This is a genomic window from Acidobacteriota bacterium, assembly GCA_022340665.1.
GTDB lineage: Bacteria > Acidobacteriota > Thermoanaerobaculia > Thermoanaerobaculales > Sulfomarinibacteraceae > Sulfomarinibacter.
Genome location: JAJDNM010000106.1, coordinates 1 through 13,566, shown reverse-complemented (window position 1 = coordinate 13,566; position 13,566 = coordinate 1). Strand labels below are relative to the sequence as shown.

10 protein-coding genes are annotated in these 13,566 nt (G+C 62.1%); all 10 read left to right on the top strand.

Going from position 1 to position 13,566, the window contains the following annotated elements; translation table 11 throughout:
- The first annotated feature begins 56 nt into the window (after window positions 1–56).
- The 10 genes from LJE93_12335 (at window position 57) to pstB (ending at window position 13,563) form a co-directional block, all read left to right on the top strand.
- On the top strand, window positions 57–1,952 hold the full coding sequence (locus tag LJE93_12335; GenBank protein ID MCG6949691.1) for a hypothetical protein: 1,896 nt from the start codon (window positions 57–59) through the stop codon (window positions 1,950–1,952).
- A gap of 11 nt (window positions 1,953–1,963) precedes the next feature.
- Window positions 1,964–2,533 carry a hypothetical protein gene (locus LJE93_12330; protein MCG6949690.1) on the top strand — a complete coding sequence of 190 codons (570 nt, stop codon included), beginning with the start codon at window positions 1,964–1,966 and terminating at the stop codon, window positions 2,531–2,533.
- Between the two features lie 10 nt (window positions 2,534–2,543).
- Window positions 2,544–3,611, top strand: coding sequence for a hypothetical protein (locus LJE93_12325; protein MCG6949689.1), 1,068 nt, complete (start codon window positions 2,544–2,546; stop codon window positions 3,609–3,611).
- Between the two features lie 91 nt (window positions 3,612–3,702).
- Window positions 3,703–5,379, top strand: a complete 1,677-nt coding sequence (locus LJE93_12320) for a M28 family peptidase (protein ID MCG6949688.1) — start codon at window positions 3,703–3,705, stop codon at window positions 5,377–5,379.
- 8 nt (window positions 5,380–5,387) lie between these two features.
- Entirely contained in the window at window positions 5,388–6,206 is an 819-nt protein-coding gene (locus tag LJE93_12315) for a phosphate ABC transporter substrate-binding protein (protein MCG6949687.1), read from the top strand.
- Window positions 6,207–6,376: 170 nt separating this feature from the next.
- Window positions 6,377–7,699, top strand: coding sequence for a hypothetical protein (locus tag LJE93_12310; GenBank protein ID MCG6949686.1), 1,323 nt, complete (start codon window positions 6,377–6,379; stop codon window positions 7,697–7,699).
- A gap of 104 nt (window positions 7,700–7,803) precedes the next feature.
- Window positions 7,804–8,775, top strand: coding sequence for a phosphate ABC transporter substrate-binding protein (locus tag LJE93_12305; protein MCG6949685.1), 972 nt, complete (start codon window positions 7,804–7,806; stop codon window positions 8,773–8,775).
- 72 nt (window positions 8,776–8,847) lie between these two features.
- Window positions 8,848–11,046, top strand: coding sequence for an ABC transporter permease subunit (locus LJE93_12300; GenBank protein ID MCG6949684.1), 2,199 nt, complete (start codon window positions 8,848–8,850; stop codon window positions 11,044–11,046).
- Entirely contained in the window at window positions 11,033–12,703 is a 1,671-nt protein-coding gene (gene pstA, locus LJE93_12295; GenBank protein ID MCG6949683.1) for a phosphate ABC transporter permease PstA, read from the top strand. The genes LJE93_12300 and pstA overlap by 14 nt, the downstream gene beginning before the upstream one ends.
- A 23-nt stretch (window positions 12,704–12,726) precedes the next feature.
- The gene (gene pstB / locus LJE93_12290) at window positions 12,727–13,563 is read left to right on the top strand and encodes a phosphate ABC transporter ATP-binding protein PstB (GenBank protein MCG6949682.1); all 837 of its coding nucleotides are present in this window, start codon (window positions 12,727–12,729) and stop codon (window positions 13,561–13,563) included.
- Window positions 13,564–13,566 lie beyond the last annotated feature (3 nt).

The following is a 13,566-nucleotide window of genomic DNA, read 5'->3' as shown; positions in this document are numbered from 1 at the left end:
TTACGGCCTCAGCGGGGCCACACCTTTGATCCCATGAAAGGGGGAGAGTTATGAGAATGCGAGTGTTTCTGTTTCTTCTGGTGGCGGCGGTGATGCTGCACGGCGGCAGCCTCGATGCTGCCAATCCGCGAGTCCGGCGGGCCGACCAGCGTATGGGTGATTTCGATCAGCCGGGATATCCGCTCGCCATCGCGCCGTGGGTGCGCGCGGCCGATCTGTCGGCGATCCCGGCCAAGGCCGCGGTCGAGGCCAAGGCCTCCGCGTCCACGGCCAAGCCGGCGGTGCTGGTCGAGACCAATTACCCGGCCTACGATCCGGTCACCTACCTCGGCGACGGGATGTCGGTTTACCTCAGCATCGATCCCAACGGGTACTCGATGCCGGTGTTGATGGTCATGTACTGGGAGAACCGCGATACCGGCGAGCGCTTCTTCGTCAACGCGGTCGACGGCATTCTGCCGGCCGGCGAGGCGACCGACCTGTTCGGCTCCGAGGACGGGATCCCGGTATGGACGCCCACCATCGACCGCATGATGCTGTACGCGCCTTCGGCCGCCGCCTTCGGTCCGGCCCCCGCGGGTGCAACCGCCACCACCGGTCATTACCAGTTCGTCTGTGCGCTCCTCGACCACGAGTCCGGAGAGGCTATCTCGTACGGCAACGCGATGTATAACATCGTCGACGATATTGTCGCGGTTGACGCCAACGTCACCACCGACACGACCTGGGACGCTGATAACCTCTACTACCTCAACACCGCGATCTTCGTCGAGGACGGCGCCACCCTGACCATCGAGCCCGGCACGGTCATCATGGGCGACACCGAGGGCCTCGGCACCCTGATCATCGCCCAGGGCGCCAAGATCATGGCCGAGGGCACGGCCGAGCTGCCGATCATCTTCACCTCACCGCTGGAACTGGGTTCGCGCGCCCCGCAGGACTGGGGCGGCCTCATCCTCAACGGCTACGCTCACCTCAACTCGCCCGGCGGCGAGCAGGAGGGAGAGGGTGACACCGGCACCTTCGGCGGCGGGGAGAACCCCGATGACGACGACAACTCAGGCAACATGTCGTACGTGCGCGTCGAGTTCGCGGGCATCGAGTTCAGCCCCGACAACGAGCTCAACGGCATCGCCTTCCAGGGCGTCGGCAGGGGCGGCACTTACGACCACATCCAGGTCCACTACAACGAGGACGACGGCGTCGAGTTCTTCGGCGGTGCTGCCGAGCTCAAGTACGCCCTCATGACCGGAGCCAAGGACGACAGCTTCGACTGGACCCTCGGCTGGAACGGCAAGGGCCAGTTCTGGGTCGTGGTCCAGGATGGCGCAGTGTCAGCCGACCACGGCTTCGAGTCCGACAACTGGGAAGACGATATGACGGCAACGCCGATCTCCAACCCGCAGATCTACAACGCGACGCTGATCGGCTCCGCCGACACAGGTGACTCCGGCGACGACGGCCTCAAGCTGCGCCACGGCACCGGCGGCAAGCTCTACAACCTGATCGTCTCCTACTTCCGCGAGAACGGTGTGGTTGTCGGCTCACTCGACGACCAAGGCCAGGACGTGGAGAACAGTGCGACCTGGAACCAGGCCAACGGCACCGACCCCAACCTCACCCTGGCCAGCTCCATCATCTACAACAACGGCAGCTGGAGCGGCAAGGACAACATCCCCGACGATCCCTATGAAGATGACTGGCAGGGCGCACTGACCTGGTTCAACGAGGACATGCCGATGAATCGTGACGACGTCGATCCGATGCTCGCGAGCCCGGTCTACTACCTGGTTCCCGACATCTCCATCCTGCCCGGTTCGCCGGCCACGGACCCCAGGTACGTCCAGGCCCCGCCCAACGACCGCTTCTTCGAGCGCGTCAAGTACATCGGCGCGGTGGCCCCGGGCTCCAACTGGACCCTCGACGGCTGGACCATCTGGTCGAAGAACTAGGATTGAAGACCGTGTGGAACCGATTGATCCCGGCGCTCTGCGCAACCATGTTGCTAACGGCCTGTTCGGTCGCAGCCGATACGCCGAGCGGCGCGGTGGTCACCGCGTCGAATGGCGGTGACACCCCTGCCGCCGACAAGGTGACGGCCTTCGTCAACACCTTCGCCAGCCGCGAGGAGCTCTTCGATGCCCTCGAGGCGGCGATCGAGAGCGGCGACGTCGACGTGATGCGGTCTCTGGCGGTGAGCAGGGAGGAGTTCCGCGACCTCGTGTGGCCGACCCTGCCCATCGCCAACCGGCCCAAAAGCAATCTCACCTGGGATTTCGTGTGGCAGCAGCACCAGCTGCAACACGAAAGCTCCCTGAAGCGAATCGCCACCGATTTCGGTGGCCAATGCTTCGAGATCGTGGGTGTCGAGGCGCGCGGCAAAACGACGGATCACGACACGTTCCACATCCATCGCGAGAACTACGTTGAAGTTGTCCGGCCTGACGGGGATCGGGAGGAGCTGCGGCTTTTCGGCAGTCTTCTCGAGACCGATGACGGCCGGTTCAAGATCTACAGCTTCATCAACGATTAAGGAGTATTCCATGAAGCGAGTCATCGCATGCGTCGCGTTGCTTCTCCTGCCCCTGGCAGCGGGAGCCCAGACCTTCAATGTCAATCTGGACGGTGAGGCCGGCACCGGCTTTGCCGCCATCGTGATTGACGGTTCGGACATCGATTACACCATCATCTCTAGCGGCCTCGACCCGGCACCGAGCTCGGCCGAGCTCACCAATGGGGCGGATTCGGTCGACCTCGGGGCCAGCTTCGGCGACACCGGCACCGCGTCCGGCACCGTCAACTCCTCGTTTTCCGCCGACATGGTCGCCAATCCGTCGGGTTGGACGCTCAACGTCACCAACGGCACCGACACCCTGAGCGGCGTGCTCGGCACCGGCGGCGGCGCGGTCGCGACCGAGGCCTACTTCCCGGTGGCGGCATCCAACCCGGGCGCCAATCAGACATACTTCCGCACTGATGCCCGGATCATCAACCGTTCCGGCGAGGCAACCACCGCGACCATCGAATTCTATGCCAACGACATCGGTGGCAACACCGAGCCTGACGCCACCGAGACGGTGGATGTGGCCGCCAACGAGCAGTTGGTGCTCGAGGACTTCCTGGTCAACCTGTTCGGCTTCAATACTGCGCAGGGCGCGGTGAAGATCTCCTCGGAGAGCAGCCTGATCGCTGCCTCCCGGGTCTACAACGACCAAACCGCGCTTGACGCCGGGACCCTGGGTCTGTTCGTTAACTCCGTGAGCATGGACGAGGCCTACGAGTCGGGAATCATCTCCTTTCTCGAGAACGCCGATCGGAACTCCGGCGAGGGCTTCCGTGGTGCGCTTGGCTGGTTCAACCCGAACTCCAGCGAAGTCACCCTGACCCTCTCCGGTTGGGACACCGATGGCACCCTCCTCGGCACCGAAACCGTGACCGTCGCCGGGCTCGAGCAGAATCAGGATTTCCTGCAGGCCGTCTGGCCGGCGCTCGCGGGCTATGGCGATCTCTATGTCACCTATAGCGCCAGCGACAACATCTTCGTCTACGGAACAATCACCGACAACGTGTCGGGCGACGGAACATACATCCCGGCCACCCAGAGCCCGTAACGCCGAGATACATCTCCAATCCTCTTCCGTCCACTTGTCTTCATCTGCCCCGGTGCCCGCCGGGGCCTTTTTCGTTCTACCATGAGGAACCATGAGATCGTGGCGACGACTGTGCCGGTTAGCCTTGATTCTCGCTGCCCTGGGAGGGGTCGCGGGTGGCGGAGAGACCGATGATTCGTGGCGAGATAGGGTGGAGACCATCTCAGCGGAGGAGATTCGCCGGCACACCGTGGTTCTCGGGGGAGACGCGCTGGAAGGTCGTGCACCGGGCAGCCGAGGCGGCCGTCTCGCAGCGGCCTACATCGCGGCCCAGCTCGAAAAGCTTGGCGTTCAGCCACTCGGTGATGGCGGGTCGTTTTTTCAGCGAGTGCCGCTCGTGGGGAGCGCGCCGCTACCCGAGAGTCGGTTGACCATTTCTGCGTTCGGCGACAGGAGGACCCTGCGCCTCGGTGATGATTATCTCCTGCACTCGACAGGTGCCCAAACCTGGCTCGCCCGCCAGACGCCGATGGTCTTCGTAGGATACGGGATCGTCGCACCGGAGTTCGATTACAACGATTACGCCGACGTGGACGCGCATGGGAAGGTGGCGGTGTTTCTTCCCGGCGAACCGCCATCGGACCAGGCCGACTATTTCGCGGGCACCGAACCCACGGTGTACTCGGCGCTCGAAAGCAAGGTTCGCATCGCTCTGTCACGCGGCGCCGTTGGCAGCGTCCTCCTCACCCGAAAACGAGAAGCAGGTGGGCGGGGCTGGGACCGTCTGCAACGGGACTATTCCTTTGAGCATTTCAGCCTCGCCTCCTCCGTGCCGACTCACCTTGCGGTTCTGCTTCGGCCAGAAATTGCGGGGGCCCTCTTCGAGGACGCACTGTTCGATTTCGAGCAGGTCGAGTCGATGGAACGGCGACAGGCCCTGTGCTCTTTCCACTTGCCGGTGAGCCTGAGCTTCGAGGGAGAATTCCGGGTGCGCTCCTTCGTCGCTTCGAACGTGGTCGGGCGCATTCGTGGTGGCGGGAAACGGTTGCGAGACGAGTCGGTGGTCGTATCGGCCCACTATGATCATCTCGGGCTTGGTCCAAAGATCAATGGCGATCCGATCTACAACGGGGTGATCGACAATGCGATCGGTGCGGCGGGGCTGATCGAGGTGGCACGAGTCCTATCGGTGTCGACAGAGAGGCCGAGGCGGACGGTCATATTTCTCTTCACGACAGGCGAGGAGGAGGGCAACCTGGGAGCGCGGTTTTTCCTCGACCACCCCCCAGTTCCTCTGTCGAAAATCGTGGCGAACATCAACGTCGATGGACTCGCCTTTCAAGATCAGTTCAGTGATGTCATGGGCATCGGTGCAGAACTCTCGACTCTCGGCCGTCATTTGGAGAAGGTCGCTGCGGCTCGAGGGCTTGAAGTGGTCCGACCCGCCGAGGCGGTCATTGGGCACGAGGCGTTCAGCCGGTCCGAGCAGGCGGTGTTTGCGGAGGCCGGTGTGCCCGCGATGCTCGTGAATGAGGGTTTCAGCTGGCAACACCACAGCCGGGAACAAGCGGTCGCGTTGGCTGCTTCTTGGTTCAAGCAGCGGTATCACGCTCCCTCGGATGACCTTCACCAGCCGATTGATTTCTCCGCGAGCCGTCAGCACCTCGCCCTGATCTCGCACCTGATTCTCTCTGTTGCCGATGCTGATCTGGCTCCCGAGTGGAAGCCGGGTGTTCCGTACGCCTACCAGCGGTTGTTGAGTCTGGCAGAAGAGCAGAGGCGAAGATGAGGTCGGCAATGGTCCTTTCGGCACTTGTCGTGGTTGGGGTATGGTTTGGCTGTGTTGCGACCTCGCCGACCGCGGAAGGGGTCATAGTTATCGGCTCGGACACCATGCTCGAGCTGAACCGCCGGCTCGCAGCGGGATTCATGCGGACGCACCCGGGCGACAAGGTGGAGGTCGAGGGTGGTGGCAGCGGCACCGGAATCCAGGCGTTGATCGAGGGCCGCGAGGTGATCTCAGCGGCATCACGGCCGATGTCTTCGCCCGAGGTCGCGGCAATCCATGACCGTTTCGGCACTCTGGGCGTACGATTTCTGATTGCCCAAGACGCGCTCAGCGTCTGGGTCAACGAGGCCAATCCCGTGCGCGACCTCAGCCTCGACCAGCTCCGCGGGATATTCGCCGGGTCCATCGACGACTGGTCGAACGTCGGTGGTGCCGTGCTCGAGATCACAGTGATTGTCCGCCCACCGAACTCGGGGACTCACCGGTTTTTCCGCGATCATGTCCTCGGCGGAGCTCCTTACGCCCCGCACGCCACAACCCTGACAACCACTCGAGCCGTCCTTTCCGGCGTGGCCGAGGATCCGGCCGCGATCGGCTACGGCGGACACGCCTACTTTCTCGAGGGCGTCGTGCCGATCGCGGTCGATGGGGTGGCTCCGACCCTTGAGGAAGTGGGTCGAGGACGCTATCCCCTGACCCGGTATCTCGCCTTTTATACGACCGAGCCACCGATCGGACTGGCGAGTCAATTCATCGACTGGTGTTTGAGCACAGAAGGTCAGCGAGTGGTCGCCGAGGTAGGCTACATGCCACTCTGGAAAAATTGATCGCGACCCATTCTTAACACGAACTTCATACAGGTTAAGACTTAACATCAGCTTCACATCGGGATCATTTCCCCCTTACAACTCCTTTACATCATACGGGCGGCACGCGGATTCCGCGTGTCAAAGGGCATCAGTGGACGGAACGGTGAAGGGCCGCAAAGGAGGTATCGATGAGGCAATGGGCGACGTGGATTGCAGCACTGACCCTCGTATTCACGGGCGTCTTGGGTGTGGGTGCGCAGGAGCGCGAGCTCGATCCCCTGCTCGAGCTGCTTGTCGAGCAGGGTGTGATCACCATGGAGCAGGCGCTGGAAGTGCAGGCCGAGTACGACCGGAGGCGGTCGGAAGGTGAAAAGATGGCCGTTCCGGCGCCTGCGACTGAGGCGGTCCCGACCACCGCCGCGGAGACGGCGGCCGCACCAACCGCGGTGCGTGCGGAAGAGGAGCCGACGGTCCCCTCAAGTCTCCTCGGCGTGGAGGATCTCAAGATCGGTTCACTTGTCTACCTCTCGGGTCAGATCGGGGACACCTCGAGCGGGGACGACTACTCCCGATTCCTGATCAAGCGAGGCTATATCGATATCCGCAAGAAGATCACGCCACATTTCTCCGCGCGCATCACCCCCGACGTGCACCAAGACGAGAACGGCGATCTCAAAGTCCGCCTGAAGTACGCATACGGCCAATTCGCTTGGAACTGGGACGGCTTTGTTCAGAAGCCCCATGTGGAATGGGGTGTGGCCCACATGCCATGGCTCGACTTTGAGGAACACATCAACCTCTTCCGCATGCAGGACACGATGTTCATGGAGCGTAACGGGCTGTTCAACTCCGCGGATATGGGCGTTCTCTTTGGTGGCAATCTTGGCCGCGATATGCCAGACGAATTCAAGCAGAGCGTACAGAACCACTATGCGGGTCGCTGGGGATCTTTCGGCGTCGGAATCTACAACGGAGGCGGTTACCACGCCGAGGAGAAAAATACCAACAAGACACTCGAAGGACGTTTGACTATTCGGCCGGTCCCCGATCTCGTGCCGGGGTTGCAGGTTTCGGCGTTCGGGATCGCTGGCAAGGGCAACCAGAGTGAAGATCCTGGGGAAACGGTTCCGGACATGCAGGTCCTGGCCGCCATGGTCAGCTATGAGAGCGAGCGTCTTGTCGCCACTGCCCAGTATGAGCGCGGCGAGGGTAATCAGAAGGGGTCAGCGGTCGGTGCCGAGGGTAACGCGCTGCCCCATGACGGGTATTCGTTATTCACCGAAATTCGCCTCGACGCGGAGAAGCGTTTCAGTCTGATCGGTCGCTACGATTGGTTTGACACCAATCGCGATGACCAATCCGCGGACGTGAAGAAGCGCTTCATCGCCGGCATCGCCTGGCGGTTTTTCAAAGGCAACTACTGGCTCCTCGACTACGACCGGCTCGAGCACAGCGTTCCCGGCCTCGATACCGAGGATCGCATTCAGCTGACGCTTCAGGTCAAGTACTGATGACGAGAGAAAACCGTGATTGCTTTACAGGGGCTTAACCCGTGGTTCTTACGCTGCTCGTGAAACCCGACCAATCAACCGGGGCGGGAAATAGGAGGACTGTGATGAAAATCAAAACCATCGTTCTTTCGTGTGTGTTACCTGTGGCTGCGCTACCCGCTATGGCGGAAGGGCCGAGTCTTGATCCCGGTCTGACCGCGTATCGGAAGGTGGAGGGCCTGCGCGGCACACTCAACGCTGCGGGCTCCGACACCATGCTCGAGCTCCAGACCCTGATGGCCGAGGAGTTCCGCAAGATCTATCCACAGGTCAAAATCCAAGTCGAGGGCAAGGGCTCTTCGACCGCGCCGCCGGCACTCATCGAGGGCACCGTCCAGCTCGGCGACATGTCGCGCAAGATGAAGAACAAGGAACTGGACGCCTTCGAAGAGGCCTTTGGCTACGAACCGACCCGCTTCGACGTCGCGCTCGATACCCTTGCGGTCTTCGTCAACAAGGACAATCCCATCGGGTCGCTGACCATCCAGCAGGTCGACGCGATCTTCTCCAAAACCCGCAGGTGTGGAGTGGCTCTCGATATCGGCACCTGGGGCCAGCTCGAGCTCGGCGGACGGTACGCCACCGCGCCCATATCGCTCTACGGCCGAAACGCTGCCTCCGGAACCTACGGCTACTTCAAACAGCACGCGCTCTGCAAGGGTGACTACAAGGACTCGGTCAAGGAGCAGCCGGGCTCGGCCTCGGTGGTTCAGGGGATCGAAAAGGATGCGTACGGCATCGGATACTCGGGAATCGGTTATGCGACCTCAGGTGTGCGGGCTGTGCCGTTGTCGCCGGCTGACGGCCAGCCAGCGGTGGCTGCGTCGTCGGAGAACGCAGCTAACGGCAGCTACCCTCTGGCCCGATTTCTTCATATCTACGTCAACAAGGCACCGTCGAGATCGCTCGATCGCCTGACCGCGGAATACCTGCGATTCATCCTTTCAACCCAGGGGCAGCGGGTCATCATCAAGGCCGGGTTCGATCCGCTCGATGCCAACACGGCGTCCGTGCAATTGGCAAAGATCGCCGACTGAATGGGCCCCCTCTTTTCCGAGCACCGAAAGGATCGGATTGCGACCTCTGTCATTCGAGGGGGTGGGTTGCTGGTGATCCTCGTGGTCGTCGGTATCGTGATCAACATCGGCGCCGAGGGGCTGCCCCTATTCCGGAAAGCCACGCAGGGACCGATTGAGAGCTTCATCGGGGATGACTATCCCCTGTTGGCGGGCAGCGATCCGCGGCGAGGGCTGGTGTGGGCCCTCGAACGGGAAGGACGTATCCACTTCTCGGGCGAGGCCGCGTTGGCGGATCTGACGATCACCACAGAAACAGGTGCTCTGCTCGCCACCGCGGACCATGAGATTCATGACCTCCTGTCGGCTGTGACCGCGGACGGTGAGGCAATCGTTGGACGGATCCAATTCCGTGACAGATGGGAAGGAGAGGTCCGTCACACCTCAGCGCGATGGCGGGCATCGGCCGAACCCTTGACTCTCGGTGGTGACGACTGGGCGGGGATCACCGCAAATGGTGACGAAGACGGAAATGTGGTCCTTGCCGCGTGGAAGAGCAGTGGTGAGGTGCGACTCGCGCGATGGGATGCGGAGGAGGAAGGGTGGGAGATGGTGCCGGCCCCGAGAGCTCTTACCGGCACATCTTCAATTGCAGTGGCCGAGGGGCTCGGAGCCATTGCGGCGGTGACAACGTCCGGCGCGTTGAGGGTCCTCCGCTGGCCGTCGTTGGAAGACGTCTCGGTGGTGGGAGTCGAAAGCCCGATTGCAGTTTCGCGGTTTCTCATTGGAGGTGGAACCCTGGTGGCCGCGGGCATGGATGGATCGATTCACGTGCTCCTCGAGGTGCCGCGATTGAAGGTCGAGAATAGGGGGCAGGAGCGGTTGAAACTGGGCCGTTCGACGATCAGCCCGGGAGAGGCGGCCGTGGTGCCGGACGACGAGGTCAGCCAGCGTTTCTCGAACCGCCAGGATCTCGAGTTTTCAACCGCCCCATCGCAATGGACAGTTGTTCGAAGCGCACCACCGCTGCCGACGCGAGCTCGCGTCATCGCGCCGGCCAGCCGTCGTCGCGGGTTTGCTGTGGGGGGCGACGACGGCAGTGTCGGACTTTACTATTCGACGTCCGGCCGAAGATTGCTGATCGACCGCTGGTCGGAGGAGCCGATCAGCGCGCTGGCCATCGATCCCAAGAGTGATGGTGCGGTGGCTATCAGTAACGGTACCGTCCTGCGCCGCCTGATCGACAACCCGCACCCGGAGATCAGCTTCCGGACACTCTTTCTTCCGGTGTGGTACGAGGGCTATGCGGCCCGTAAATGGGTATGGCAGTCAACAGGAGGATCGGACGCATTCGAGCCGAAACTGAGCGTGTGGCCGCTGATCTTCGGCACGCTCAAGGCGACGTTCTACGCCATGCTCTTTTCCGTTCCGCTGGCCCTGTTGGCGGCGATCTACGTCTCACAACTCGCACCGCCGTGGATTCAAACGACGGTCAAGCCGACCCTCGAGCTTATGGCCGCCGTGCCGTCAGTTGTGGTCGGATTCCTGGCGGCGCTGTGGCTCGCACCGCGGCTCGAGGAGGTTCTTCTTGCTGTCCTTCTTGGAGTGATCGCGCTGCCATTTTCCATCCTGCTGGCGATGGCCCTCTGGCGATTGGTGCCCGTTGAGTGGCGCCGTCGCCTGCCAGATGGAGTCGAGCTTCTGGTCCTGCTCGTGGCAGGCTCTGCCGCCTTCGGTCTGGCAGCGCTGGTGGCGACGCCGATCGAGGCGCGTTTCTTCGATGGCGATCTCCAACGATGGCTCTTCACCGAATGGGGGCTCCGGTACGACCAGCGCAACAGCATAGTCGTCGGGCTCGGCCTCGGCTTTGCGGTCATCCCTGTAATCTTCACCATTGCCGAGGATGCATGCTCCGCGGTGCCGCGAGCACTGGTCAACGCGAGCCGGGCTCTCGGCGCGACGCGATGGCAGACCGCGATCAAGCTGGTCGTGCCGGCGGCCAGCCCGGGACTCTTCGCTGCAGTCATGCTCGGTCTCGGGAGGGCGGTGGGAGAGACGATGATCGTACTCATGGCGGCGGGTAATACCCCGCTGCTGGACCTCTCGATTTTCAACGGGATGCGAACGATGTCCGCGGCGCTGGCGGTGGAAATTCCTGAGGCGCCGGTCGGTGGGACGCTCTTCCGCGTGCTGTTCCTGACCGGCACCCTACTCTTCACCTTCACCTTCGTTCTTACGACCGCCGCTGATCTCGTCGGCACCTACCTGCGGAAGCGTTATGCCAGATTCTGAAGCCCGCGAGATGTCATTCGTCGGCGCCAGCCGAGGACTGCCCTCGGGGCTGCCCGGGATCTGGGGCACGGCTCTGGCTACGCTGATCGTGCTGCTCATGCTGGCCGCGCTGATGTGGATTGTTGCGGTCAACGCCTTCGGTTGGTTTTGGCCAGCGCGCATTTCGGAGTTCATTCTCGAGAATGGGTCGGTTCGTATCGGGGAGGTCGTCGGGCGTGAACCCATTCCCTCGACCGAGTCAGGGATCGACGCGGCCGGACATCGAATCCAGCTCAAGACGGGAAACCGCGAGCTCACACGAGCCGACTTTCTCTGGGTAGATGAGGCAGAGATCGTTGAAGAGTCGCAGCCGGGGGACCTCGTAAGGGTGGTACGGACGGAGTACGGTGACGCATTTGGCCGTATCGAGGGTGCGTTTCGAGAGGATGGAACCGAGGTCGATACGAATTCGCCGCAAGCGCTCGAGGCACTTCTCGAGACGGGCGAAGAGTGGCGCCGCGAGCGACGCCGACTCGAGGAGGCGCGCGACGACCTCCGCCGTCCGCTGACGCGGCTGGAGGAACGCCTGGATCTGCTCGAGCGTTCGACACGCGCGAAGAGCCCGGAAGGTGAGCAGGAGATCGCCGAGCTCGCGGAGGCGGTCTCGGCGGAAGCCGAGCGCCTCGCTCCGCGCCTCGATGCCCTACTCCATGATCTTGACGAATATTCGCGCCGATTGATGGATTCGCGAATCGTCCTGGTGTCGGGTGCCGACGAAATCGAGGTGCCGCTCGCCAACGTGATCGAGGTCGTGTGGTCAAACAAATTGGGATTCTCATCCCGGGTGCTCCACGCCGCTCGCGAGGGTGTCCTGTTCCTGTTTTCCGAGCCGAGAGAGGCGAATACCGAGGGTGGGATCTTTCCGGCTCTTTTCGGGACGGTGCTTCTGGTGCTGTTGATGAGCGTTGCGGTGGTTCCGCTCGGGGTCGTGACCGCCGTCTACATGGCAGAGTATGCAAGGCCCGGACTCCCTCTGCGACTTGCAAACCAGGCGGTTAACAACCTGGCCGGCGTGCCGTCCATCGTCTTCGGCATGTTTGGGCTCGCATTTTTCGTATACCAGGTGGGCGGCTCGGTGGACAAGACGTTCTTCTCCGACAAGCTGCCGACACCTACCTTCGGCACGGGCGGTGTGCTCTGGGCATCATTGACCCTGGCGCTCCTGACGGTGCCGGTGGTTGTGGTGGCGACCCGCGAAGGTTTGATGGCTGTACCGACAAGCTGGCGTGACGGATCGCTGGCGCTCGGGGCGACGCGCTGGCAAACGTTGCGGCAGATCATCCTGCCTGCCGCCATGCCGGGCATTCTCACCGGGCTCATTCTCGCCGTCAGCCGCGCGGCTGGCGAAGTGGCGCCGTTGATGCTGACCGGAGCGGTGAAGCTGGCGCCGAGCCTTCCGGTGGATGCGACCGCACCCTTTCTCCACCTGCAGAGAAAGTTCATGCACCTCGGCTTCCACATCTACGACATTTCGATGCAGTCGCCGAACGTGGAGGCCGCAAAACCGATGGCCTTCGCCACCACGCTGGTGTTGTTGTTGCTGGTCATCCTCTTGAATTTGACCGCCATCGTGATTCGGCGCCGTTTGCGTCGGGCCTATCAGGGACAGGTGGTGTGATGGAATTTTCCGGGAATGAAATGATGGTGAACGATCAACCGAACGTCTTCCGCAACCCTCTCGATCCGAAAAACGCCACCAAAGGTCGAGCAGAAGAAGCGACCACCGACATCGCCCTCGAAAGCGACGGACTCCACCTCTTCTACGGAGAAACACACGCTCTCAAGGGTATCGACCTCGAAATGCCGGCGCGTCAGATCACCGCCCTGATTGGACCGTCGGGGTGTGGCAAGTCGACGTATCTCAGGTGCTTCAATCGAATGAACGACATGATCGAGGGGGTCAGGGTCGAGGGCAAGGTGGTGGTCGAGGGGATGGATGTCCATCGGCCTGACGTCGATCTCGAACGCCTGCGGAAACGAGTCGGCATGGTCTTCCAGAAATCGAACCCCTTTCCGATGTCGATTCGCGAAAACATCAGCTACGGACCCAGGATGACCGGAATCCGGGGTCGTGGACGCCTCGATGAGCTGGTCGAGAGATCGTTGCGCCAGGCCGACCTCTGGGAGGAGGTGCGCGACCGGCTCGACAACTCCGCCCTCGATCTTTCAGGCGGTCAGCAGCAGAGGCTCTGTATCGCCAGGACGCTCGCCAATGAGCCCGACATCCTGCTTCTCGACGAACCGGCCTCGGCCCTCGATCCTATTTCGACGGCCAAAATCGAGGAAACCCTTTTCCAGCTCAAGGAGGCCTACACCATCGTCATCGTCACCCACAATCTTCAGCAGGCGGCACGCATCGCCGATCGGACGGCTTTCTTCATGCTTGGTGAACTGGTGGAGGTGGGAGATACGACCACCATGTTCACCAAGCCCGCGAAAGCGATCACCGAAGAGTACATCACCGGGAGATTTGGATAGAAG